Here is a 25,616-nt window from a genome sequence, read left to right as displayed (position 1 = left end):
AATGGAACAGTTTTTGTCAGACAGACAATCTCTGGCGAGATCGTCCTATCACTCGCCCAATGAGGACGTAAGAAAGCTGACACAATTCGAAATCAAACGTCCAGCCATTTTTTTATTCAATTAGTCGAATTCACCTACAACTCCCGCAAACAATGGGATTGCGCCTGCGCTAGTGCCGGCGTGCGGGGAAGAGCTTTAAGATTGTCGGACAAAAGTCTATTTAAATATTAAATATCGATAAATGCCGAATTGCCGGCGGTGTCGCAGTTCTATCAACTAAGTGCCAGTGAAGTGCTATTAATTAATACCTACTAAACCGCCGCGATTTTGCGTCCGCATACTTCCCGCAGACAGCCTCTGAACCAACGATGCGCCGGATCGGCATCCATCCGCGGATGCCAAAGCATGGAGATGGTGAATCCGGGCACCGCAAACGGCAGCGCGAAACTGTGCATGCCCTCGCGCAGACTGGCGGTGTAGCGTTCCGGAACGCTGGCGATCAGGTCGCTGGAGCGGGCAAGCCCCAGGGCCGTGGAAAAACCCGGGACAGTGGTCACGATGTCCCGTGCTAGATTCAAGGGCCCCAAGGCCTCGTCGACGGGGCCATGATCCAGGCCGCGCAGGGAAATGCCAATGTGCCCGCCCGCCAGGTACTCGGCGGTGCTCACCGCTCCCTGGCTCAGCGGGTGCCCCGAGCGCACTACACCGATCACGCGGTCGCCAAACAAGGCCTGGGTGCGCAATTCCGGGCTGGTGCCCGTGTCTACCACCGCGGTTTCCAGGTCCACGGTGCCCTCGCGCAGGGCCGTGCTATCCCTGTCTGCCTTGTCCACAAAACGCAAGCGTACAGCGGGTGCCTGTGCGTTGATGTGGGCCATCAGGTCCACCGCGAAATTCTCCACGAACCCTTCGCGGGTGCGCAGCGTAAAGGTCCGGCTCAACCGTCGCAGATCCGGGGCCAGCGCTGGGCGCAGCACCGCTTGGGCATCCTGGACCAACTGGCTGACCTGCTCGCGCAACGCCAGGGCCCGGGGCGTCGGAACCAGGCCGCGCCCAGCCCTTACCAACAGCGGATCGCCAGTGGTTTCGCGCAACCGTGCCAACGCCCGGCTCATGGCCGATGGGCTCAGTCGCAATCGTCGAGCGGCCTTGGCCACACTGCCTTCAGATAGCAGTACATCAAGGGTGACAAGCAGATTGAGGTCGGGAGTAGACATTTGCCGGGCCCTGGCATGGAGAGATGGCGTTGTATGCAGCTATAACATGCAAATGGTGCGTCTTCCGCCATGTTATGCCCAGGCGTAACGTTCTGATAGCTCCGTTTCGCCAGCCGCAGAGAAGAACACATGAACAAGCCAATCAATGCACCACACCGTCTGTCGCCAGCAACCGGGGCGCAACGGGTCGTTTCAGCGCGCTGGGCGTTAGCCAGCCTGGCGCTTTCGACGCTACTGGCGTCTCTGGGCGCCAGTGTCGCCACCGTCGGCCTGCCCGCCCTCACCCAAGCCTTCGACGCCTCTTTTCAGCAAGTCCAATGGGTCGTGCTGGCTTACTTGCTGGCGATCACTACGTTGATTGTCAGCGTCGGGCGCCTGGGAGACGTGGTCGGACGTCGAGCGCTGCTGCTGGCCGGGATTCTCCTGTTCACGCTCGCATCGGCCTGGTGTGGCCTGGCGCCGTCCCTGGGGTGGCTGATTGCCGGCCGAGCACTGCAAGGGTTAGGGGCGGCCGTCATGATGACGCTGACCATGGCCCTGGTTGGCGAGACCGTCGACAAGGATAAGACCGGCAGCGCCATGGGGCTGCTGGCCACGTTGTCGGCGGTTGGCACGGCGCTGGGGCCCTCTGTCGGTGGTGCGTTGATCGCCCGGTTCGGCTGGCAGGCCTTGTTCCTGGTCAACCTTCCCCTCGGGCTGCTGACGTTTTGCTTGGCATGGCGTTCATTGCCCGCCCGGCCTGCGGCGAAAGCGGGAAAGATCCGCTTCGATGTGACGGGTACCCTGTTGCTGGCCGCGACACTGGCTGCTTATGCCCTGGCCATGACCTCAGGACGTGGGGACTTCGGTTGGTCGAATATTGTGCTACTGCTGGCTGCGATCCTTGGGGCCGGGCTGTTCATCCTGGCCCAAGGCCGGGTGGCTTCGCCATTGATTCCCTTGGCCCTGTTTCGCGATCGCCTGCTGGTCTCGGGGCTGGCCACCAGTGCGCTGGTCGCGGCGGTCATGATGGCGACTTTGCTGGTCGGGCCTTTTTACCTGTCCATCGCCCTCGGGCTACCCGCGGCACTGGTCGGGCTGGTGCTGGCCGCCGGGCCGTCCGTTGCCGCGCTCGCTGGAATGCCTGCCGGGCGCCTGGCAGACCGCTTCGGCGTGCGCCCCATGCGCCTCGTCGGTCTGGCGACCATGGTCTTCGGCTGTCTGATGCTGTCGCTGATGTCGCCGATCCTTGGCGTAGGCGGCTATGTCGCCGCTATCGTGGTGACAACCCTCGGCTATGCGTTGTTCCAGACTGCCAACAACGCGGCGGTCATGACGGATGTACCCGCCCAACGGCGTGGTGTGATTGCCGGGATGCTCAACTTGTCACGAAACCTGGGTTTCTTTACCGGTGCCTCGGTGCTCGGCGCGATATTTGCGACGGCTTTGCCGACGAATGGCATCATTTCCGCCACCCCTGAAGCGGTTGCAAACGGCTTGCGAATTACCTTCGCCAGCGCCTTGGCGCTGATGATTTTCGCAGCGGGCATCGCCTTGAAATACCGTGAGCCAGAGCCTTCGATTGAACCCCAGGACACCGCCTGCAAAGGATGATGGCACTTTGAGCAATAGTGTTTAAGTCGTGATGCAGATCAAAAAAAGTGAACCAATCGCAAAACGGACTGAAAAAAGCCACATGCCTTTCATTTTCAGGTGCTACTTTTAGTTCTCACTGGTAGAGCCATGACGGCTCTTCCTTCCTGACATGAGCAAAAGGAAGCGCTCGATTGAAGAAGGCGGGCAACACATGAATAAAGGATCTTTCAGCAAGGTTACGTTCCCCAATGCCTGCCAGTTAATGCGCTGGCACTTCCATCCCATGGGATTTGAAGCCAGCATGGACGCGCCCGGCAGTATGGTCGCCAGGTTGTTTGACCGTGCCAGCGGCGAAACCATGATCGCCATTGCGGGTATCCCCTGCGCGACCGTGATGAACGCTCCGGATGTGGAACGAATAATCGAAGCGGTGGAGGCCGAGCTGGAAGCCTTCGTACCACCGGTGGGCTTACGACGATTTGCCTCCTGACAAAAAGAAGCCCACATCGATGTGGGCTTTTTTGTCGGCGTTGGTTTTAGCCGTTGCGAGTGCGGCGATGGTCAGCGAAGAACGGCTTGCCCGTCCCGATCCGATCCGAGGCCTTGGGCGCATTGGCCGCTTGCCCATCTGGGCCGTCAACGTACCAATAGCAATGTTGCACCGCGCGAGTAATGCCCACGTAGGCCAGGCGCAGGATTTCGTCTTTTTGTGCCGTGTCGTACGGCTCGGCATCCCCGTCCTGGCCGAGCCCAGCCATTCGGTAGACCTGATTCTTGTAGGGCGAGCTGGTCAAATGTTGGCAGTCGCCCAGCAAGAACACCGCATCGGCCTGCAAGCCCTTGGCGCTGTGATAGGTCATCTGCCTGAGGCGCCGGGCTTCGTATGGCAAGCTAGAATCTACATTAACTGTTGAGCTTATATGTTTTTGTATCAGTAGCTTATCGCTGCTTTTTCGATACAGCATCAAGATCGAGTCGCCCTTGCGGTAGTGTTCCTCCAGTCGCTTCGCCAAGCCCTCGTCGTCCCGATCCAGCACGTTGACCGGGTTCAGCGAACGGGGTTTGCCACTGGCCTTGGCCTTTTTACCCGGAATCGCTGTTGCCGCACGCACGACGTGCTCGGCAGCGTCAATGATGTGCTGGTGGCTGCGGTAGTTGTCAGTGAGCATCACCCGGGTGCTTGTCGGCGACGGGAATTGCTTGTCGAACCCCATGAAATAGCTTGGGGAACTGCCGCGCCAGCCATAGATCGATTGCCAATCGTCCCCCACACACAATAAGGAGGAGCGCTGGGCGCCACGTCCGACATGCATGGCAGGGCCACGGCTGCGTATCTCGCGAAGACTTGCACGAAGCCAGGAGACGATCTGCGGCGAAACGTCCTGGAATTCATCGATCATTAAGTGTGACAAGGGGCGCAGCAGTGAATCGCTGAGCAATTTGAAATTTTCCGGCGAGTGCTCGCTAAATAGCGCGAACATCCGGTTGTAAGTCATGACAGGAGGCGACTGATCGAGCAAATGATCTTCGAACGCTCGCCAATAGCGGCTCAAGGCCTCGAAGAAATAGCGATCCGGGTCATCCTGGGCAAAGCACATCCGGCCCACCGCCTGCGGAACATCCAAGCCAAGGTTCTCGATAAAACCGGCGGCGGCGACAAAACAATCCAGCAATGGCGCTGAACCGAGTTCACCCTTGACCTTGTAATCGAACCCGGGACCGGCACTGGCGTCACCAGCCAGGGACGCGAGCAGGCGCTTGGCCGACTCATAACTTTCTAGCCATATCAGTGGCTTACGACAGAAAGCTTGAAACAGTGTGCGCTTTACTGCCCATTCCGCGCGCAGACTCAATTTGGCGCCCGGACGACTTAGCCGGGCGTCTTCCCGCGGGTCGAACCCCAGGACAACCCAGGCATCCAGGGACGGAATGTAGCCGTGGCAATGGAAGGTCGAACCGTTGATCTCAAACCTTTGGCGCTTTGGCTCGATGCCTTTGATCGGCCAGGCCCCGGCACGAAACCACAGGTCTTCGATGGCGTCGCACAACTCCTCATCGCGCTGGGCGGCCAACTCGGTCACGGCTACCCGCTTTTGCACATCCGGGTGATCGCGCTCCAACTCCTTGAGCTGCAATGCATGTCGGGACAACGGCTTGATCAGCTCACGGAAACGCTCATCTCGCTGGTAGAGGCGGTGATAGCAGGCGTTAAGCTGCTGGCGCTGGGCATCGTTGATGCGCAGATCGAAGGGGTTGTCCTGGGGGTCGTCATCGCCCGGTCCGGCACGATGGCTCAGGGTCTCGAAGGCCTGGAGGCGCTCAAAGCCTGGCAGGCTACGCACCATGGGCAAGATGCGCGAGTGGAAGGTGCGCACCAGGTCCCGGGCTTCCTTGAGGCTGATCGTTCGCCCCCACAGGGCAAACATATCAATCAGCTTCTGGATGAAGTCCTTGCGCGACTCTCGGGTAAAGGTCACTACCGTCATCGAGTCCAGTTCGTAACCCAGGTAATGAGCCAGCAGGACGATGCGCAGCACCAGGGTCGTGGATTTGCCCGCTCCCGCTCCGGCCACTACCGAGGTCGCCGGCGTATCGCTGAAAATCATCTTCCATTGTGCCGCGCTGGGCTGCGCTTGTGCCGGCAGCAACCGGGCGACGTCTGCCTTGATACGTTTCTTCAGTTCGGCGGACAACGGCAGGCGCCAGTCGTCGAACAGCAGGTCATCGACCTTCGGCGCCGGGTGTTCGGTACTGCGCGAATCACGGATCAACAGGACCTGGCGACCCTCTTCCAGCCCTTCGGTCCTGCCTTCTTGATAACCGTAGTCAAAACCGGCCGTGTGGCCGCTGCGAAAGCCATCGGCCTGGCCGTGTAGCCAGGACGCCCTGTGCTGGGCTCGCAAGCGCGTAAGGCCATGGCCAAAAAATCGGGCGGCCAGGCGCTTGAACAGCGGCATCTGGGCCAACGGCAACAGGTCAGGGGGAAGATCGGGAGTGTGTTGCGACACGCTGGGAGGCTCCGGTGTTCTAAACCATGACGGCTATGGTGTCTGGATTTGCCGTCAGGTTCCACCCAAAAGCTTTAAAGTCATGGATTTAGGCGATGAAGTGAAAGTGCTATAGCACAAGGGCATCATCGGGTGCCTGGCTGACCGCTGTCGCGAGCAAGCTTGCTCGCAACGAAGGTTTTAACCGACACAATCCAATATAAATCAGCAAGTTAAATGCATTTATTCGAGTTGATACTGCGACAGGCCCGTGACAAGGAAGCGAGCTTCCTTGTCACGGGCGAGCATCACTTACCAGTGATCGCTGCATCCACCAGCGTCTGTGCCTCTACCACCAACTGCTTGAGGTGGTCGTCGCCAATGAAGCTTTCGGCGTAGATCTTGTAGATGTCTTCAGTACCCGACGGACGCGCCGCAAACCAGCCGTTTTCGGTCATCACCTTCAACCCGCCAATAGCCTGGTCATTACCTGGCGCGTGACTGAGGATGCTCTGGATCGTCTCCCCGGCCAGTTCGGTGGACGCCACCTGGTCCGGCGACAGCTTGCTCAGCAACGCTTTCTGCTGCGGGCTGGCCTTGGCATCCACGCGCACCGAGAACGGTTCACCCAACTCATCGGTCAGGGCGCGGTAGGCCTGGCTTGGGTCGCGCCCGGTGCGAGCAGTCATTTCAGCTGCCAGCAGCGCCGGGATCAGGCCGTCCTTGTCGGTGCTCCATACGCCACCGTCCTTGCGCAGGAACGAAGCGCCGGCGCTTTCTTCCCCACCAAAGCCCAGGGAACCGTCAAACAAGCCGTCGGCAAACCACTTGAAGCCTACCGGCACTTCGTAGAGGCGGCGGCCCAGACGCTTGGCCACACGATCGATCAGGCCGCTGCTGACCACGGTCTTGCCCACGGCAGCATCGGCGCGCCATTGCGGGCGGTTCTGGAACAGGTAATCGATGGACACCGCCAGGTAGTTGTTCGGCGCCAACAGGCCGCCGGAAGGCGTCACGATGCCATGGCGGTCATGGTCCGGGTCGCAGGCGAAGGCTACGTCGAAGCGCTCCTTCAGGCCAATCAGCCCTTGCATGGCGTGGCTGGAGGATGGGTCCATGCGGATCTGTCCGTCCCAATCGACAGTCATGAAGCGGAAGGTCGAGTCCACCTCGGTGTTGACCACTTCCAGGTCCAACCGGTAATGCTCGGCAATGGCCGGCCAGTAGCGCACCCCGGCACCGCCCAGCGGATCGACGCCCAGGTGCAGCCCAGCAGCGCGAATGGCATCGAAATCGATGACATTGATCAGGTCCGCCACATAGGTGTTGAGGTAATCGTGACGGTGGGTGGTATCGGCCTTCAGCGCTTGCTCATAGCTGATGCGCTTGACGCCAGCCAGTTGGTTGGCCAGCAGTTCATTGGCCTTGGCTTCGATCCACTTGGTGATGTGGGTATCGGCCGGACCGCCGTTGGTGGGGTTGTATTTGTAACCGCCGCTTTGCGGTGGATTGTGGGACGGTGTGATGACGATACCGTCCGCCAGGCCCGTGGTACGGCCTCGGTTGTAGCAAAGAATGGCGTGGGAAACCGCCGGCGTCGGGGTGTACTCGTCGCCCTCGGCGATCATCACGGTCACACCGTTGGCGGCGAACACTTCCAGGGCGCTGGTGCCCGCCGGGGTCGACAGCGCATGGGTGTCGATGCCGATAAACAGCGGCCCGTTGATACCTTGGGCTTCACGGTACAGGCAGATCGCCTGGCTGATTGCCAGCACGTGCCATTCGTTGAACCCCAGATCGAAGGAACTGCCACGATGACCGGAGGTGCCGAACGCTACACGCTGGGTCGCAACCGAGGCATCGGGTCGGCCGGTGTAATAGGCCGTTACCAGTCGCGGGATATCGATCAACAATTGCGCCGGTGCCGGCTTGCCCGCAAATGGACTGACTGTCATGCAAAACCTCTGGGTGGAGTGGCTCAGGAAATGGGATGCAGTTTACTGACAGTTCGACCATGGCGCGATGGGTTCGATCCATCTGCTCCATCAGGATGGCTCGAGCCTCAAGGCATCGGCCAGCGCGCAGAGCGCAGCGTCCAGGTCAGCCGAACCATTCAAGGCGTGGCTCAAGCGCATATGCTGCGAATACAACCCATGGATGCTGAACAGTTCCCCCGGCGCGATGACGATTCGCTGAGCCAGCAGGCGCTGGAAGACCCGCCGCAGATCGACCGGACGCGCCGAGCACATCCAGATCGTCGCGCCACCTTCAGGCGTGACCCAGTGCAGGCTGTCTCCCAGCCGCTCGCGGAGCAAGTGTGTCGCCGACACGGCGCTTTCACGCAGCAAGCGCCGCAAAATCAGCAAGTGCTGATCGATCCGACCGTTGCTGAACAAGCGGGCGATGGCTTTCTGGCGGATCGGCGACAGTCGAAAGGCGCGCAACAAGAAATGTCGCTGCAATTGCAGGGTCAACTGACGCGATAACACATAGCCATAAGGCGCCTCTGGCCCAATGGTTTTCTCGAACGTGGAATAGACGATCAACCGGTCAGGATCGAGCAGATCCCGAAAAGGCGTGACACCTGTTTCGAATGCCAGCTCGGTGTAGCTGTCGTTCTCCAATACCCAGGTGCCGTGCAGCCCCAGCAGACGGGCCACCGCACGGCGGTTGTGGTCAAGCGTGAGCGTCCCCCTCGGCATGCTCAAGACCGAAGACAACACCACCAGGCGCACCGTTTCGCTGGCCAGCAGTTGCGCCAACTGATCGGTATCGAACTCCCCGCCCGTCCGTAATGGCAGTTCGATAACCCGGATTTCGGCGGCCTGCAGCAAGCGCAGGACGGTCCAGTCACAGGGCGATTCAATCAATACCGTAGCGCCCTTGAGTGCCAGTACCGCAATGAGGATTTCCAGGACACCGCGCAGATCAGCGCCGATATAGACGTCATCGGCACTCCAGCAGCGGGCTGCGGAAGAGGTGTAGCGGGCGGCCAGTGCTGCACGCAGCTCCAACTCGCCCCAAGGTTGCGAAAGTGCCTGGCAGGAGCGCGGATACTGACGCAGCAGTTCGCGCTCAAGCAGCAACAATGGGCTATCGAGTGGCTGCATCGACGCCGGCTCATCCGCGCTGAGCACCAACATGCCCGGTCGCCGCGCATTGACATACAAGGTCTCGAGCAAATCGTCACCACCGTCCAGAGTGGCGGTACAAGGCACCGGCAGCGCGTAATAGCCGGACTTGGCGATCGAATAGACTCGCCCTTCCTTCTCCAGCAACGAATAGGCGTACTGGATGGTGGAAATCGACACGTCCAGGCGCTCGGCCAATTGTCGCAGCGACGGCAGGCGTACCCGCGAATCGGCACCCAATTCGTTGATCAGGGTCGTCAGGTATCGATAAACCGCCTGGTAGGCGAAGTCTGTTTCCCGGCAGCCTTTCACAGGATCAGCCCCAATGAACCGGCAGTAACCGACCTTGCCGGAACACCCGGAACAAAAGCCGGACAGGGGGTGGATGAATCCGTCAAACCTCGCTCCTCAGTGCCTGGCCGAGCGTTCGCACAGCCCATCGGTGCCCTGCCCGGCTTCTGCTGTATCAATGGCCTGTGAGTCGGTCGCCGAGGCGACGTCCTGCTCCGGCGGCGCAATTCTGGCCCGGTACAGCTTGCCGAGCAGATCGATGGGCAAGCCGCTGACGTCGATCATCCACTGCGTCACCTGGTCGGCAATGGTCGCGCCCTGCATGGCCTTGTGCAGGTCCGGCAGCGCCACCAGCATGCCGGGGTGGCAGCAACGCAGGAAATGCTCCAGCCCTGCCCCTTGCTCCACGAAGGGGGCGAAGAGCATGCACACCAGTTGCGTTTCGTTGAGGCCCAGATTTTTTTGCGCTTCGATGGCGGCCCGAGCACGGCGCTCGGGGATGCTCGAAGGCGTGCCAAACAGCTCCCGAGTGTGCAGGCAGGCATGTTCTGGCAGTTGCTTGCGATGCATGATCATGATCGCCCGCTGCACATAATCACCGTAGCCCGTTTCGTAGCTGCGCCCTTGCAGGTAACCGGCCTGCAGGCCATGCAAATGTGCTGACAGGAGTGGACTGACGTACTCGTTTTCGGGCGCCGAGGTGACAAGGCTATCGGTCTGTACCCGCAGGAACTCGTTGAACAGCGGCCAGTTGGTTTCTTCCGAGCGAGCGACTATCAGGTCGTCGATACCGATATGACCCACCCGCCGGCAAGCTTCGAAATGACCTTCGGGCTTCCACGCATCGAGGCGATCCTGGCCATAGAATCGCTGGTAGAGATCGCCGCCCAGGGTATCGAGTTGCGCAAAGAGGCTGTCGAAGCCGCCGCTGTTGTCGGTGGCCAGGCCGATCTTGCGGGTTGCCCGGCGAAGGCCCGACATGAATTGTTTTTGTTGGCGCGGCGTATCGCTGCTGACCAGTGAATCCACCCCCGACTCCCAGCGCGCCATGTGCTGATAGAACTCCGCCATCGTCAGGTAGCCGTCGTCGCCCACCTCCAGGGGGCTGTCGGCCGAGCGCAGATGCCCCAGCATCAGCATGTCGGTGCGGCTGGCTTCATGCCCGGCTGTCGACAGCGGCTGATTGTGCTTGAACGGCATCACTTCGCGGTTATCCGCCATCAGCAGCTCGACCCGGGGATCGTCGTAGACAAATAGTGCGCTGTAGCAGCGGTGGATGTTTTCCAGGGTCGACTGGGAAGTCTCACTCAAGCGCGGCGTGGCGACGCGCAAGTCAAAGGTCACCGGATGCCTGCCCGCGATGCTCAGTTGCGCGGCTCGCAAGGCCGTCAACACGTAAAAACTGTCCCGACTGCCGTTCTGGACCGTCAGCACGCGATAATCGCCAATCCGTTCAATGCCTCCGGCGGCGACAATTAAACGCTGGATCAAAAGCTGCAACGCGGTGCGTTCTGCACGGGAATAAAAACCCAACAGTCGTTGCAATATCTGCTGATATACGTGAGTCATTGCTTGCTCATGAATTGCACTCATAGCCATTTACCTGGAAATTCGAATATCGGCGTCGCACTCGCACCAACGTGAGCGTGCGACGTGTAGATCAAGTGAAGTGTTCTAGTACTGCAGAGAGTATTAGTAATACGCTCAAGCTTTGCTTGTCGTAATTATTTGATACACACGTTAGGGGCCGGCCCGCTCCATTTCAGAATCGCCCTGGAAGCCGCTAAACCATTGGCCCCTGACAGATTAACGGCATGTCCTAGGAGATTTCCGACAACGTCCCACAGACAATGAGTACGAGAAATAAAGAACAAGCCGAACTTTAGTTTGCTTCCTGCCGCGCCCTGCTTTCCCCAAAGTCGACAGATAGCCTTATACCAAGTAACGCTAGAAATGCCTTGAACAGGCAGTGAAGGCTCGAAACCTTCGAAAAAGTTATACCGCGCCACGATTTCTTCCTTGAGATGGAAATCAGCGTTCAATTATCAGGACTTAAACAATGATTAGAAGATACAGATCAGGGACAAAAACCAGTTCAGATGTCGGCGGGCAAACAGATTGGGTTCTGTTTTGCAGCGACCAGGGACTGCCCACTTCCGCGCTCGTCAGGCAGGCACGGGCGCATCATCGTCAGGCGGGTGGCGTCATGGCAAGAAAGGAGGCCGGTCAGGCCGAGGGTAGCGCAAGAGCCGGAAGATGGCTCTTGCGCAAGACAGGATCAAGCGGGATCGACTACCTGGAGGGCAACGCGTTCACGGCAAGGGCATTCGCCCATGTAGCGGTGAGCCTCGACAAACTCGGCGAATGGAAACACTCGAGTCTTGAGGGGCAGCAGCACGCGGTCGGCGGTCAGTTGATTGATATCACGCAGCGCCCGCTGCAAAGCCACCTGGTCCTGGACGATGCCCAGTTCCGGCTTGCCGGTGAAGTTGCCAATGCAGTGCACAAAGAACTGAATGTTCTTCTGGAACGCCGCACAGGCCGGAAACGGTGTCTGGTTGCCGCCTTGCAGGCCATACAAGACCAGGCTGCCTCGCGGCGCCAACACATCACCAAGCAGCGACATTTGCGGCCCGCCAAGGCCGTCGAACACCACGTCGACACCACGGTTGTCGGTGAGCTTGTTGATTTGCATCAGCAAGTCCTGCTCTTCGGTGACGATGACTTTCTCAGCGCCCAGCGACAGCAGATACTCACGTTCGTCAGCCGTCTTGGTGGCGGCGATCACCCGCACACCCAGGGCCTTGCCCAGTTGCACGAAGGATGGGCCGGCGCAATGGCTGGCATCGGTCACCAGGGCAAATTGCCCGGGCTTGACCCGTGCCAGGTCCATGTAGGCAAAGTAAGCGATCAGCAGTGGTGTGTAGTGCACCGCGGCTTGGATCGGGCTGAGAACATCGGGATAACGGGTCAGCGCGGTGCGCGGCAGCACGATGACCTCGCCGTACACCGGGTAATCGTTCGGGCTCTCGGCAGGAAAGCTGGCGACCTTGTCGCCCACGGCCAGATCATCGACACCGTCGCCGACCGCCGTGACCACGCCGGCCATTTCATGGCCCAGGCCCGAAGGCAGGCGAGCCTGGGACGACGCCAGGTTCTGGCGCCACAGGGTGTCGTACCAACTGATGCCGATCGCTTCGACACGGACCTGCACTTCTCCTGGGGCAGGAAGAGCCGCCGCATGCTCTTCGCATTTGAGCACCTCGGCACCGCCAAACTTGTGAAAACGGATCGTGCGGGACATCGCAAACCTCGTCAAAGTAACCTCTAATGCCATGAACTCTATCCGGGCTTTGTACCCAAGACCATCAGTGGCTATTAATAGTCGACATGCCTGTCATTGATTCCGCAGCAAGAAATCGGATCCGTTCTGTAGGAAAAAGCAATTAGCCGGTGCAGAGTACCAGCCTTTCCCCGTAAGATTCATGCCGGCCATTGTTCCCATATGGCCGCTCACGTCAAGCTTGCCGAATCTGCCAGGACCCCAGATGAATCGTAATGACCTGCGGCGTGTCGATCTGAACCTGTTGATTGTGTTCGAAACATTGATGCATGAACGCAGTGTGACTCGCGCGGCCGAGAAATTGTTCCTAGGCCAACCGGCCATCAGCGCCGCGCTGTCGCGCCTGCGCAGCCTGTTCGATGACCCGTTGTTCGTGCGCACCGGCCGCAGCATGGAGCCTTCGGCCCGGGCGGTCGAGATCTTCGCCCTGCTCTCCCCGGCCCTGGACTCGATTTCCACGGCGGTCAGCCGTGCGGCGGAATTCGACCCAGCCACCAGCACCTCGGTGTTCCGCATCGGCCTGTCGGACGATGCCGAGTTCGCCTTGCTGCCGATGCTGCTCAAGCGCCTGCGGGCCGAAGCCCCGGGCATTGTCCTGGTGGTGCGCCGGGTCAACTACATCCTGATGCCGGGCTTGCTGGCGTCCGGTGAAATCTCCATCGGTGTCAGCTACACCGAGGATCTGCCAGCCAACGCCAAGCGCAAAGTCTTGCGGCGCAGCATGCCCAAAGTGCTGCGGGCCGACACGGCCCCAGGACGGCTGACCCTGGACGAATTCTGCGCCCGCCCCCACGCCCTGGTGTCCTTCGCAGGTGACTTGAGCGGTTTTATCGACGAGGAACTGGAGAAGCTCGACCGCAAGCGCCATGTGGTCTTGGCCGTACCGCAGTTCAATGGCCTGAGCACGCTGCTGGCGGGCACTGACATCATCGCCATCGTGCCCGACTACACCGCCGACGCCCTGACCGCCGCCGGTGGCGTACGCGCCGAAGACCCACCGCTCCCGGTGCGCAGCTTCGAGCTGCACATGGCTTGGCGCGGGTCCCAGGATAACGATCCGGGCGAGCGCTGGTTGCGTTCGCGGATTCAGATGTTTTTTGGGGATCCTGAGAGTCTCTAGGTTTCGCCGAGCGGGCTGTTCATCTGATCATTCCAAGATTTGTACATTCAGGTACCCATCAGAAAAATTATCGCTCTACGGCGACGCATTTGATCTCCACGAGAAGGCCGGGGCGAGCCAGTTCACCGACACCTATGCATGTCCATGCACAAGTGCCCCTGGGAAAGACCTCATCTTTCACGCGTCTAAAAATGGGCATATGGCGGTGCATATCGACGTGATAAGTTGTCATTTCGACGACATCTTCAAATTCGCAGCCACCGGCTTTCAAGACGAGCCGAAGATTGTCCCATGCTGCCAAAAACTGCTGCTCGGGGTCTTCGATAACTGATAATTCTGGCGTCCGGCCTACCTGACCAGCGCAATAAAGAGTTTTTCCTACCTTTACAGCTGGTGCATAACCAGCATGCTCGCAGAGCAATCTCATGCCATCGGGAACAATAATCTGACGATCAGTCATGGTTGTGGAGCCCAAAATATAAACGGATACGAAAGCTGACCCAGGCGCCAGAGCGGCGTCCACTCGGGTCACTCCTCATTAATCAATCAAATCCGGCAGGTATTAGGCGGACGCTTACGCGGAATCTGAACAGTTCAACCAGCCTCCTGCTTCCTTCGATGGGTAGGATAATCAAAGGCCCACCGAAATCGCCGTAGCTGCATTCCCCGTAGAAATCCTAGCCTGCGGCGAAAGAGCTATCGAGAGCCGTCTGTTTCCCCCCCTTCCTCTGAATCTGATTGGTCGAAAAGATGGCTCTCGGCTGAAGAGGGCTTGCGACGGCGCAAAATCCGAATATTGGGCGATCGTAGTGGCGCTCGAACAATCTCAATCGGTATCCAGGTGAGGGTTATCGCGGACAGAGCCACTGCAATTGCGAATGCATTCAGCCCCCCTCCGCAGATAACGTCAGAGGAGAGTTCGCTTTCTTCGCCACCATAAGTACACACGGCCCGGTCATCAAAAGACTTCAAGTAGAGCGGCCTACCCTCCTCATTTAGGCAGATCTGTTGGATAACTCCACTGGTAGCCAAAACGCCTCGAACGGGGAAGTTGAAGCCCGTAGTATCCAGGCCACCGGCTCGCGTACCTGGCACTGTGCGACCTGGTTTGCTCGGAGCGCTCTGCGTACGCTTGCGCCATGCCAACATTTGAAGCATTGCCTCCATCTCCGGTCGGCGTGACAAGTTCATGGTCGAGTCAGATAACACCTGTGCGCTTGTTGTATCCGGCTGCTGCACATGTGACCTGGACTGAGCCTGCAAGTGGGAGCGGAAATCGGCTCCATCGGTAGGAACTCGCATTTTGTTTTCTGAAGTAGGCAACACGGTTGGAGCTGGCGGTACCGCAGAAATACCGGTCATAAGAGCACCTCATACCAGAGCTGATGTCATCACTCACTCCGATGCTCCTGGCGTTGCTATGCACTACCAGGACGGAACGGCGCTACCTCGACCTGCCTGCCCCATGGGGCAAGAGTGGCTAGTAGCGCGGGTGAGATGGGGAGTTAACGCGCATCCAAGAGAAAACTGATTCGGCCGTAAGCGTCAGGAGCGGTTTTTGAATCGAATGTCTATTGTTTAGGTTTTTTGCCTCATCAGATCCCACTGAACCAGTTGTATCCCTGGTCTTCCCAATACCCGCCCGGGTTGTCGTTGCTCACGAAAATTTCGACAACATGCTTGGGGTTTTTGAAGCCTAACTTGGTGGGTACTCGAACCCTGAGCGGGTAGCCGTATTCGGGCGGCAACGCGACGTCAGCGTAATCCAGCGCCAGCAGTGTTTGTGGGTGCAAGGCAGTTGGCATGTCCAGACTGGAGTAATAACGATCAGCACATTTGAAACCGACAAACTTCGCTGTGGTGTCGGCCCCGATGTGTTCCAGGAAGGTTTTGAGCGGTACTCCTCCCCATTGCCCGATGGCGCTCCAGCCTTCAACACAGATCAAACGGGTGATATCGCTACGTTGCGGCAGTTTGCGTAAGCTTTCGAGTGTCCAGGGGGCCTTGTCCCTGATCCGGCCGGAGACGGCGAGCGAGTAACTTGCCAAGTCCACCTCTGGGATGTCGTCCTGACCATAGAATGCGTTGAACGGAAATGGCGTGGTGATCTGCGCGCTGGTGAAGGTCGGCGCCAGTTTATGTCCGCTGAACAGCCAGGCCTGGACCCGATCGTTCCAGCGCGACATGGCCCAAAAGACCTTATCGACCTGATCGCCGTCCTGCAGGTTGCAACCGGTCAGCATCGACATCGCGCCCAGGGTCAAGCCGGCACGAAGGAAATGGCGGCGCTGGATATTCTCCAGCTCAAGCTGTTGCGCAGGTTCAAGCCTGATGCGCTGAACAGTTCTTTTTTTGCGTTCAATCATGGCCTTTTTTCCCGGTTTCCAGAGACCGTACACCACCTGTAATCATTGGCAGCAGGGTTCTGGGCACCAGCATTACCAACGCAAGATGAATCACGACGAATGCAGCAATCATCGCCATCGCCCCGAAATGTACATAACGAGCAACGTCATAGCCGCCCAGCAGCGCGACCAACTCTTGCGGTTGAATGGGTTTCCAGATCGCCACACCCGAGATGACGACGAGCACGCCTGCCGCCAGCACCATCCAGTACATCAGGCGCTGTACTGCGTTATAGACACCCTTTTCATGCACCAGCCGAAAGCGCAAAGCATCCGTCAAATCATGCTTCAACGCGGCTAGCCCGATGGGCAGCAACTCACGTTTGAAATGCCGACTGGCGAACCCATACAGCAGATAAATTGAGCCGTTGATCAGCAGCAGCCACATGAATGCGAAATGCCAGGCCAGCGCCCCGCCCAACCAACCGCCCACGGTCACCGCTGCCGGAAACCTGAAGCCGAACAGCGGCGAGGCGTTGTAAATGGCCCAACCGCTCATGAACATGCAGACCATGCAAACGGCGTTGAGCCAGTGGGTAAGGCGAACCGGCCAGGGATGAAGCTTTTTCTGTCTCACGTGTTTCCCCTTGGAAGCCATCCATGTAGCGGAGCGTTGCCAGACGGCAGCGCCCCTGCCTTTTCAGGTAATTACATCGGTGGTTGGAAGCCATCCTTGCCAACCGCGATGCCGCGCGCGGTGGTTCCATCTGCGGCCGGGAACACGACAATTTTCGTACCTTTGACCAGTTCATCGGCTTTGCCTGGCTCGACGTAGGCGATTGGCACATCATCCGGTACAACGATTTGTTTCTCGCCGCCCTTGTAGTTGACGGTCAATGTGCGGCCGTCAGCTTTGGACAGTTTCCCCACGGTACCGTTGGTCATGGTGCCTGTGCTGCCATCCGCATTCTGCCAGCCGTAATGACCTTCGCCGCTGCCCTTGAGGCTGGCGTCGAATACCGTGACCTCCAGCGCCTTCAATGTTCCGTTGGCTTGCGGGATGGCCGCCGAGCCAATGAAGCTGTCGGATTTGATCGAGTCGATATTGGCCTTCGATACCCGGTTGATACCGGTCTTGTCTGTCAGTCCGATAGTCTGCTGGGTGCCGGAGCGGACAGTGAATGTCAGAGTATTGTTGCTGACGCTTTCCACCGTGCCACGCAGCGGTTTGATGACCGGCATGTCGGCCGCGGTGGCAATGACGGCAGCACTGAGCATCAACAAACCGAACGTGGTAGACAGGGCGTGTTTGAGTTGCATGGCGACGATTCCTCATGGGTTGATGTGCCGCCATCCTCGGCCGCAGACCGAGACGTCACGATGACCGCCGAATGACATTTTTGTCATTCGCCAGCCCATCCCAATGAATGACAGAAATGTAACCAACTGCGCCGGCTCATCTCGTTACACTGCACAGCCGAGATACCGATGTCGCGGGCTGAATCCCGTCATGAAGAGACCCGAGCGCGCCTCACGATGCATATCCTGCTGATCGAAGATGACACCAAAACAGGTGAGTACCTCAAAAAGGGGCTCGGCGAGTCCGGTTACAACGTCGACTGGACCCAGCATGGTGCCGACGGCCTGCACATGGCCTTGCATACGCGCTACGACCTGATCGTGCTGGACGTCATGTTGCCCGGGATTGACGGGTTTCAGATCATTGAGCTCTTGCGCGCCAGACAAGACGTCCCCGTGCTGTTCCTCACCGCTCGCGACCAGTTGCATGACCGCATTCGCGGTCTGGAACTGGGCGCCGATGATTACCTGGTCAAACCTTTTTCGTTTACCGAACTGCTGTTACGCATCCGCACCATTTTGCGTCGCGGTGTAGTGCGCGAAGCCGACCATTTTCACCTCGCCGACCTGGAGCTGGACCTGGTGCGGCGCCGCGTTACACGCCAACAGCAGGTGATTGTGCTGACCAACAAGGAATTCGCCCTGCTGCATCTGTTTCTGCGTCGGGCAGGCGATGTGCTGTCCAGGACACAGATCGCTTCGGAAGTCTGGGACATGAATTTCGACAGCGATACCAACGTGGTGGACGTAGCGGTCAAGCGTCTGCGCAACAAAGTCGACCAACCGTATTCGATCAAACTGATCCATACCATTCGTGGTATCGGCTATGTCTGCGAGGTGAGGCCATGCGGTCCCGACGCCAACCCTCTCTGACCCTGCGATCGACCGTGGCGTTTTCCATGGTAGCGATGCTGGCCGTGGCCGGTGCGGGTGCTTATCTGTATCAGACGATGAAAGCCTCGGTATTGGTATACAGCGATCATGCGGTCATGGGCCGTCTGGAGCACTTTCGCAAGCTGCTGCATTACGAGCTCGCCATCGAGAAGCTGCGCGACAGCCCGCAGATTTTCAAGAACATGCTCGACAGCGAAGACGACATCTTCATCATTGAAGAGCCAGGGCAGCCACCGGTAATCCAGGTCAACCCACTCAACGTCACGCTGCCTGAACTGCCCGTTATCGGCCAGGATACAAAGCTGAGCGTCAGTGACCTGCGCAGCGGCGTGACTGACTCGGGGACAATGCTGCGCGCCGCGACCGTCGTCACGACGTCGGGTGGACGTGAAGTCCGACTGACCGCCGCGCACCTCATGGGCAAGGAAATGGCGATGCTCGCGGCGTATCGCGAGCGTATCTACCTGGCCGTTGCCCTGGCCTTTCTGGCAACCGCGTTGCTGGGTTACCTAGTACTGCGTCGAGGGCTGCGCCCGTTGCGCAAAATGGCCGCCCATGCGGCAGCCATTACACCCGAGCGTCTGCACAGCCGCATGGACAGCGCCGATACGCCGGTTGAACTGCAACAGCTGAGTGACGCCTACAACGCGATGCTCGATCGCCTTGCCCAGGGTTATCAGCGGTTGACGCAATTTTCCGCCGACCTTGCCCATGAAATTCGCACGCCGGTGGGATCGCTGATGGGGCATTGCCAGGTCGCCCTTCGCCAGCGCCGCAGCGAGGATGACTATCAGGCACTCATCGCTTCGAACCTTGAGGAGCTCGAACGGATCTCCCGCATCGTCGAAAGCATTCTGTTCCTTGCGCGCGCCGATGAAGCGCAGGCAGTGGTGGAACGCCAAAAACTATCGCTGCATGACGAATCACAGCGCATTGCCGAATATTTTGAAGGCTTGGCCGAAGAGCGGCAAATGAGCTTCCAGATAACAGGCGATGGCAACGTGCTCGCTGACCCCTTGCTGCTGCGCAGAGCCTTGAGCAACCTGGTGGCAAACGCAATTCGCTACGCCTACGAAGGCACCGAGATTTTGATGCGGGTAATGGAAACCCACGGCGGTGCCCGGATTGAGGTGGAGAACCAAGGGCCTGTGCTGAGTGACGAAACCTTGGGCAAACTCTTCGACCGCTTTTACCGTGGCGATGCGTCTCGCCACCAAAACTCCGACTCTTACGGCCTTGGCCTCGCCATCGTCGTGGCAATCATGCAACTGCATGGGGGGCACGTGCGTGTCGAACAGCCGAAACCCGGAATTATCCGTTTTTCGCTGTCATTCCCTGCAGCTTGAACGACATCAGCGGGCAGCGTTTGTCGTTCGCGCCTTCACTGAACATCATGCAAGCACGTTATCCCTTTGAAAGCGTGCTCCGGCTCTGATGTTGCTCCATTGCGTACTTTTCATCACCCGATATGGGTACCCAATCTTTCAACGGTGTCAGGAAATGCAGTTCAAAACGACGTGACAAGAACGCCCATTTTCCGTCCCGACGTTCAAACCTGTCGTGGTACAACCCGCTGACTTGCACCGGGCCTTTTTCAATGTCATGGAACAGGCAATCCGCAGCTACCGTACCTACCGCGCTGTCACCCTCGATTTGGAGCAGCGGATTGGCCATCCAGTGGTGCATATGTGGCATCTGGCGCCAGCTGTTTTGCGCCATAACCAGGATTTCGTCACGGTTTCCGGCCTGGCCGAAACCCGGTAGATCCAGTGTCGATTCTTCGTGCCAGATCGCGCTCAGAAGCGACGCGTCGATGCGGTCGAAAGCATTGGCGTAGGCGTTGATCAGCGACTCGATGGCGGCGCGACTTTCCAGGGCGTCCAGTCGGGTGGTCAGTTCTTCAATGTTCATGATGAGGTGTCCTGCTGAGGCTTCGCAAAAGCGACGAAGGCAACCCTCTGCGAGGGCTGCGTTACGGTTGAGCGAGTGTTCAGATCTGCGACAGGCCGCCGTCGACCATCAGCTCCACACCGTTGACATATTTCGCATCGATGGATGCAAGGAACAGCGCCGACGAGGCGATTTCTTCTGGCTGGGCCATATACCCCAGCGGCGTGATCTGCTCGACATGTTGGCGCAGCGCGACAATGTCGCTTTCGCTCATCTTCAAGCCGTTATCCATCAGAGGGGTGCGGGTGAAGCCAGGGCTCAGGACATTCGCTCGAATCTTGCGACCTTTGAGTTCGTTGGCCCAAGTTCTTGCGAAAGACCGCACCGCAGCCTTGGATGCGTTGTAGAGGCTCAGTCCTTCCATCCCATTGCTGGAGCAGATAGAAGCCGTCAGCACGATCGAAGCGCCATTTTTCAACAAAGGCATCAACGTTTGCACAGTAAAAAAGACGCCCTTCACGTTAATGTCGAACATGTTGAAGTAAGCCGCCTCAGTGGTCTCGCCCAGCGGGTTTTTTTCGCAAATACCCGCGTTGGCAAACACTGAGTCCAACTGATCGTTGCGGGCCTCGATCGTCGCCTTGAGCTTATCCAGATCAGCCTGGCGCGCGACATCGGAAGTGACCGCGATCGCTCTATCGCCCAGCTTGGCCACCGCCGCTTCCAGCGTGGCTGCAGAACGCCCAGTGATGTAAACACGTCTGGCCCCCTCGGCAATCAAGCCCTGCGCAATCGCAAACCCGATCCCGGTGGATGCGCCGGTGACGACCGCAACCTGATTAGCGAATTTACCTGACATATCTGACTCCTCAGTCTCGGTTGTGTGGATCGACTGAAACCACAGTGCGGTCATTTTGAGAGGAGTCAGGAGCTGAGCGGCACTGCCATAAATGAACATTGGCCGTTCAATTATGTGAGGCGTAAGCGAAGGTTTGATCGTTTAGATTGGAGCCAGCTGATTCAGAGCATGACCCGCATTCGAGAATATTCTGGAACCGAATGGTTTCAGACAGGAGACCTTATGCCTCAGAAAAAAGGCGCCCCACCAGAACCGCGGCGCTGGTTGATGTTCGCCATCTTATTGGTCGGTGCGTTTTTACCGCCTCTGGATTTTTTCATCGTGAACGTGGCGCTGCCCTCGATTCAGCAATCACTGGGCACGGCCTCATCCGCCGAACAGTTGATCATCTCCTCGTATGCGACGCTTTATGCCGTGACACTGATTACCGGCGGACGGCTTGGTGACATCTACGGTCGCATGAGAATGTTTTTCCTTGGCCTGGTTGGTTTCGCAGTTGCCTCACTGATCTGCGGCGTCGCCGAGTCACCTTGGGTGTTGATCGCCGGACGTTCGCTGCAAGGCGTGACGGCAGCCGTCATGGCGCCCCAGGCACTCGCTTCGGCGCAGGCTATATTTCCCGAGTCCGAAAAGCCCTTGGCGCTGAGTCTCTATGGCGCGGTCTTTGGACTGGCGTCGGTAGTCGGCCAGGCACTTGGCGGGATATTGATATCGCTCAACCTGATGGGTTTGGGGTGGCGGGCGATATTTCTGGTTAATTTGCCGATTGCGTTGCTGGTCATCCTGATCGCAATTCCCGTGGTCAGGGAAACCCGCGCACAACATACAAGCAAGCTGGATCTGGGCGGAACGGTACTGTCCATGGTGACGCTTGGGGCTCTGATCGTTCCATTGATCGAAGGGCGTGAGGCGGGCTGGCCTTTGTGGGCCTGGCTGTCGCTTGCGGCGGTGCCGCTGCTGGCCTGGCTGTTCTGGCACTACGAAGCCCGTTTGCACCAAGCGCAAGGCGCACCGTTGCTCAATCCTGCCGCACTGCGCACGCCTGGGCTGGGCCGGGCACTGCTCGTCGCCCTGACCTTTTACGCGATCGGCGTGTTTTTCTTGCTGTTTTCCATTTATTTACAGGGAGCGCTGCATACGAGCCCACTCAATGCAGGCCTCGTCTTCCTTCCTTTCGGCGCGGGATTTTTGCTGGGACCGCTCTCCACCCCTCAATTCAGGCGTTTTCTGGGGGCATACGTCAATCCGGTCGGGATGGGACTTGAAGTGTTGGGATTCGTGCTCCTGGCCTGGCTCGTGGCGCACACACCGATGGCCGTCACGCCCCCTGCGCTGCCCCTCGCCGTCATCCTCTTTCTGATCGGTTTCGGACAAGGACTGGCCCTCCCGACATTGATGCGAATGATCACAGGACGCGTGGCGCCGGCGTATTCCGGCATGATTGCGGGCATTGCCAGTTCCACCCTGCAAATCAGCACCTCACTGAGCGTGGCGATAATAGGCGGCATTTTTTACACCCTTCTGGGCACGGATACGGACGCGACTGCCATCACCCACGCCTTCACCGTCTCCATACTCTGCATCGCAGCATGCCTGGCCTTAGGCGCGGGACTCAGCCTTACCCTGGCGCGCCAACCCGCTGCACAATTGCAAACGGCAGCCATGCACCCAGCAGAGTGAGTCAACTGCCTTCCTGCGAGCCGATCATGCTCGAGGCAAGGTCGGCAAGGGCGCGAAGGCTGTCCATCCGCCGCATGTCCTGGTGATAACCCATCCATATGTCGCGACCCGGTGGCGGTTCATGCGGATCAATCAGCCGCAGTGCCGTTAACTGGTCGCCCAGGACGCGGGGCAATACGGCGACACCCTGCCCTTGCGCGCACATTTGCGCCTGGACTGTGCGGCTGCTACTGGTGAACACAGTACGGGCCAGAGGGTAACGCCGCTGCAGCCACTGCACATCGGGATAATGAGACTGGGCAATACTCATGGTAATCAAACCAACCCCGTCACCCTGTGGCGCGGGGTCAGGAGATCCGACGGCTGCGTATAACCCATAGCTCAGGGTAGTCAGCTTGCGGTGAACGATATCGGGTTCGGTGAAAGGAACGATCCGAAACGCAATGTCGGCGTCGCGACGAGCAAGGTCAAACAATCGATGCCCCGCGATGACCTCGGGCACGATCAGCGGATAACGTCGCCCCAGTTCGTTCAGGACCGGGGCCAGCACATAACAGGCGAACCAGTCAGCGGAAGAAATGCGCAACACACCTTCTGGCTGTGCGCTGTCCCCCGCAAGGCGCCTTTCGATTGCCAACGCACTTTGCTCCATTTCCTGCGCCAGGCTGAGCAGCTTCTCTCCGCTGTCGGTCAGTACCAGTCCTTGGGTGGTGCGAAGAAAAATGGGCTGGCCACTGGACTGTTCAAGCACCTGCAAGCGCCGCCCCACGGTCGGATGGCTAACACCCAACTGCTTGGCGGCAGCGCCCAATGACCCGTTGCGGGCAATCGCGAGAAAGACCCGCACATCACTCCAGTCCATGCTCTGCCCCGTACAAAAATGAACAGTGAGAGTGCAGCAATGGCAGTGCCGTAGCAATCCCAGGCCCGACATACTTCTCCGCATACACCTTCGTCGAAACACCAACCGGGGGACTGCAAATGAAGATTGGCTTTATCGGTGTGGGAAGCATGGCCAGAGCGATCATTCCGTTGCTCATCCGGGCCGGCCATCACGTATCGGCATGGAACCGTAGTCACGCTGCGGTTATGGATCTGGAAGGAGTAAGCGTTCTCGAATCCCCGTCCTCGGCATTTCAGCAGGAGGTCGTCATCAACATGCTTGCCGATGATGCCGCCGTCAGGGAGGTGTTGCTATCCAGCGCAGCTCTGGAAAAAGCAGACAGGGCTTGCGTTCATATAGTGATGTCGACCTTGTCGCCTTCGCTCATGGTGGAGTTGCAGGGCGTGCATGATGCAATCGGCATTGAATTGATCGCGGCGCCGATTTTCGGCGTGCCTGCCGTGGCGGCAAATGGCGAGTTGAATATCCTGGCGGCCGGATCGCAGGGAGCGATCTCGACGGTCCAACCGCTGTTTGACCTGCTCGGGAAAAAGACCTGGTACCTGGGCGATCAACCTGAACAGGCGTGTATCGCGAAGATCGCCGGCAACATGATGATCACTCAAGCCATCCAGTCGCTGGGCGAAGCAACCGAACTCGTTCAACGCCATGGTCTGAGCCCCTCGATTTTCGTCGCCCTCATGACCCAGACACTGTTCGCCTGCTCTACTTATCAGCGCTATGGCCAGAACATCGTGAACGGACGTTTTGAACCGGGTTTCAAACTGTCTCTTGGCCTCAAGGATATAAATCTGGCTATTGATGCGGCACGTCTCAAGAGCCTGGAATTGCCTGCAGCCGATGTCGTGCGATCGAAAATGACGTCGGCAGTAACCTGGGGAGACGGGCTCAAGGACTGGTCGGTTTTCGCTACACAGACAGTTATCCGATCAACCGATCACGCCCAGCAACCCTGGCGAACCGCACCGATAAAACGCTCGCGCCGTGGCAACTTCTGGGTGACCGGAGCCCGCGTTACCCATAACGGTAAAAGCTACCAAAAGGGGCCGATGTACGTAGCCTGGGAATCCCCTGAGCACATCACTCAGCCCTATCCCGTGGTGCTGGTGCACGGTGGCACGCTGCAAAGCACTGAATGGCTGGATACACCCGATGGTCGTCCGGGCTGGGCCCAGCGGTTCGTCGAAGCAGGCTTCGCAGTCTTTCGCGTCGACAGGCCCGGCCACGGGCGATCGCCGTATCACCCCGACATCATGGGACCGATGGGGCCAGCGTTCTCCTATGAGCGCGCCCGCGAAGTCTACTTTCCAGAGGGAGGTGGAGAAACGCAATGGCCGTTTGAGCCAGATGACGAAGCAGCGTTTGACGCCTTCATTGCAGCATACGGCCCCATGCCGGCTGACCTTGCGGCCTCGCAGACCCTGGACGCGGATCGACTGGCCGAACTGCTCGACAGAATCGGCAAGGCCATCATCGTTACACATTCCGCTTCCGGGCCCAGTGGCTGGTTGGTCGCCGATCGTCGACCCGACCTGGTCGCAGGTATTGTGGCGGTGGAACCTATGGGTCCGGTATTTGGCCACACGCCGGGAATAGGCAGCCTCGACTGGGGCCTGACCGCCGCCCCTCTGACCTTCGATCCACCTCGCAAAACGCCTGAGCAAGTCCACACAGCAGAACCATCAACCCTGAAAATCCCCGGATTGCAGGGTGTTCCGATAGCGCTGTTGACAGGTGAGACATCAGCGTTTGCTTCTTACGCATCCAGCATCGTCCCTTTCCTGCGAAATGCGGGTGCCAACATTCAACACCTGGATCTACCGGCACTGGGCATCCACGGCAACGGCCACGGATTGATCTATGAACGCAATTCAGACTCGGCTTTCAAGGTAGTCATGCAGTGGCTGGAGGAATCGTTGAACATGCCCGATCCCGCGTAAAGCGCCTGCTCAGGTTCTCCGCCCAATCATGGAAGGACCAAGGAAGGGTACAGACAAGACCCTTAGAACAACTGCCACGAG

Annotated in this window: 20 protein-coding genes; 7 read left to right on the top strand and 13 right to left on the bottom strand. The window is 58.7% G+C overall.

From position 1 onward, the window contains the following. Positions 1–311: 311 nt before the first annotated feature. Positions 312–1,217, bottom strand: coding sequence for a LysR family transcriptional regulator (locus SGN16_RS14230; protein ID WP_210645044.1), 906 nt, complete (start codon positions 1,215–1,217; stop codon positions 312–314). 129 nt (positions 1,218–1,346) lie between these two features. Between SGN16_RS14230 and SGN16_RS14225 the strand changes: the two genes are divergently transcribed. Together SGN16_RS14225 and SGN16_RS14220 are read left to right on the top strand one after the other, a co-directional pair. Then, positions 1,347–2,810, top strand: a complete 1,464-nt coding sequence (locus SGN16_RS14225) for an MFS transporter (RefSeq protein ID WP_335944778.1) — start codon at positions 1,347–1,349, stop codon at positions 2,808–2,810. A gap of 193 nt (positions 2,811–3,003) precedes the next feature. After that, positions 3,004–3,282 carry a DUF1652 domain-containing protein gene (locus tag SGN16_RS14220; protein ID WP_003201764.1) on the top strand — a complete coding sequence of 93 codons (279 nt, stop codon included), beginning with the start codon at positions 3,004–3,006 and terminating at the stop codon, positions 3,280–3,282. Between the two features lie 46 nt (positions 3,283–3,328). Here SGN16_RS14220 and SGN16_RS14215 read toward each other — a convergent pair whose 3' ends face one another. The 5 genes from SGN16_RS14215 to SGN16_RS14195 form a co-directional block, all read right to left on the bottom strand. Next, positions 3,329–5,800, bottom strand: coding sequence for a UvrD-helicase domain-containing protein (locus tag SGN16_RS14215; RefSeq protein ID WP_335944777.1), 2,472 nt, complete (start codon positions 5,798–5,800; stop codon positions 3,329–3,331). Between the two features lie 287 nt (positions 5,801–6,087). Beyond that, complete coding sequence (gene pgm / locus SGN16_RS14210; RefSeq protein ID WP_335944776.1) at positions 6,088–7,734, bottom strand: phosphoglucomutase (alpha-D-glucose-1,6-bisphosphate-dependent); 1,647 nt, start codon at positions 7,732–7,734, stop codon at positions 6,088–6,090. A gap of 90 nt (positions 7,735–7,824) precedes the next feature. Further along, positions 7,825–9,222 (bottom strand): PLP-dependent aminotransferase family protein, encoded by a 1,398-nt coding sequence (locus SGN16_RS14205; RefSeq protein WP_210645036.1) that lies wholly within the window; start codon positions 9,220–9,222, stop codon positions 7,825–7,827. Positions 9,223–9,318: 96 nt separating this feature from the next. Next, positions 9,319–10,794, bottom strand: a complete 1,476-nt coding sequence (locus tag SGN16_RS14200; protein WP_335944775.1) for a hypothetical protein — start codon at positions 10,792–10,794, stop codon at positions 9,319–9,321. Positions 10,795–11,479: 685 nt separating this feature from the next. Further along, entirely contained in the window at positions 11,480–12,505 is a 1,026-nt protein-coding gene (locus SGN16_RS14195) for a zinc-dependent alcohol dehydrogenase family protein (protein WP_210645032.1), read from the bottom strand. 244 nt (positions 12,506–12,749) lie between these two features. Here SGN16_RS14195 and SGN16_RS14190 point away from each other — a divergent pair, with 244 nt between their 5' ends. After that, on the top strand, positions 12,750–13,664 hold the full coding sequence (locus SGN16_RS14190; RefSeq protein WP_246883128.1) for a LysR family transcriptional regulator: 915 nt from the start codon (positions 12,750–12,752) through the stop codon (positions 13,662–13,664). 67 nt (positions 13,665–13,731) lie between these two features. On the opposite strand, the gene SGN16_RS14185 is transcribed toward SGN16_RS14190, so the two are convergent. The 4 genes from SGN16_RS14185 to SGN16_RS14170 form a co-directional block, all read right to left on the bottom strand. Beyond that, positions 13,732–14,124: a RidA family protein gene (locus SGN16_RS14185; RefSeq protein WP_335944774.1), complete on the bottom strand. Its 393-nt coding sequence runs from the start codon at positions 14,122–14,124 to the stop codon at positions 13,732–13,734. A 1,135-nt stretch (positions 14,125–15,259) separates the two neighbouring features. Beyond that, positions 15,260–16,030, bottom strand: a complete 771-nt coding sequence (locus SGN16_RS14180) for a molybdopterin-dependent oxidoreductase (protein WP_335944773.1) — start codon at positions 16,028–16,030, stop codon at positions 15,260–15,262. Continuing rightward, a complete protein-coding gene (locus SGN16_RS14175; protein WP_335944772.1) occupies positions 16,023–16,646 on the bottom strand; it encodes a cytochrome b/b6 domain-containing protein in 624 nt (207 codons plus the stop codon). Before SGN16_RS14175 ends, SGN16_RS14180 begins: the two co-directional genes overlap by 8 nt. Positions 16,647–16,717: 71 nt before the next feature. Beyond that, positions 16,718–17,329, bottom strand: a complete 612-nt coding sequence (locus tag SGN16_RS14170) for a hypothetical protein (RefSeq protein ID WP_335944771.1) — start codon at positions 17,327–17,329, stop codon at positions 16,718–16,720. 216 nt (positions 17,330–17,545) lie between these two features. Between SGN16_RS14170 and SGN16_RS14165 the strand changes: the two genes are divergently transcribed. Together SGN16_RS14165 and SGN16_RS14160 are read left to right on the top strand one after the other, a co-directional pair. Continuing rightward, positions 17,546–18,241, top strand: coding sequence for a heavy metal response regulator transcription factor (locus SGN16_RS14165; protein WP_109755453.1), 696 nt, complete (start codon positions 17,546–17,548; stop codon positions 18,239–18,241). Next, positions 18,214–19,608 (top strand): heavy metal sensor histidine kinase, encoded by a 1,395-nt coding sequence (locus tag SGN16_RS14160; protein WP_335944770.1) that lies wholly within the window; start codon positions 18,214–18,216, stop codon positions 19,606–19,608. Before SGN16_RS14165 ends, SGN16_RS14160 begins: the two co-directional genes overlap by 28 nt. Before the next feature lie 58 nt (positions 19,609–19,666). Here SGN16_RS14160 and SGN16_RS14155 read toward each other — a convergent pair whose 3' ends face one another. Next, complete coding sequence (locus tag SGN16_RS14155; protein WP_335944769.1) at positions 19,667–20,173, bottom strand: nuclear transport factor 2 family protein; 507 nt, start codon at positions 20,171–20,173, stop codon at positions 19,667–19,669. Between the two features lie 79 nt (positions 20,174–20,252). Next, a complete protein-coding gene (locus SGN16_RS14150; protein ID WP_335944768.1) occupies positions 20,253–21,011 on the bottom strand; it encodes an SDR family oxidoreductase in 759 nt (252 codons plus the stop codon). A gap of 222 nt (positions 21,012–21,233) precedes the next feature. Here SGN16_RS14150 and SGN16_RS14145 point away from each other — a divergent pair, with 222 nt between their 5' ends. Next, positions 21,234–22,691 (top strand): MFS transporter, encoded by a 1,458-nt coding sequence (locus tag SGN16_RS14145; protein ID WP_335944767.1) that lies wholly within the window; start codon positions 21,234–21,236, stop codon positions 22,689–22,691. 1 nt (position 22,692) lies between these two features. Here SGN16_RS14145 and SGN16_RS14140 read toward each other — a convergent pair whose 3' ends face one another. Then, positions 22,693–23,553, bottom strand: a complete 861-nt coding sequence (locus tag SGN16_RS14140) for a LysR family transcriptional regulator (RefSeq protein ID WP_335944766.1) — start codon at positions 23,551–23,553, stop codon at positions 22,693–22,695. A 119-nt stretch (positions 23,554–23,672) separates the two neighbouring features. Between SGN16_RS14140 and SGN16_RS14135 the strand changes: the two genes are divergently transcribed. Continuing rightward, positions 23,673–25,535 carry an alpha/beta fold hydrolase gene (locus SGN16_RS14135; protein ID WP_335944765.1) on the top strand — a complete coding sequence of 621 codons (1,863 nt, stop codon included), beginning with the start codon at positions 23,673–23,675 and terminating at the stop codon, positions 25,533–25,535. Positions 25,536–25,616 lie beyond the last annotated feature (81 nt).

It is taken from the genome of Pseudomonas sp. G166 (genome assembly GCF_037027455.2).
Lineage (GTDB): Bacteria > Pseudomonadota > Gammaproteobacteria > Pseudomonadales > Pseudomonadaceae > Aquipseudomonas.
This window is presented reverse-complemented; position numbering and strand designations above follow the sequence as displayed.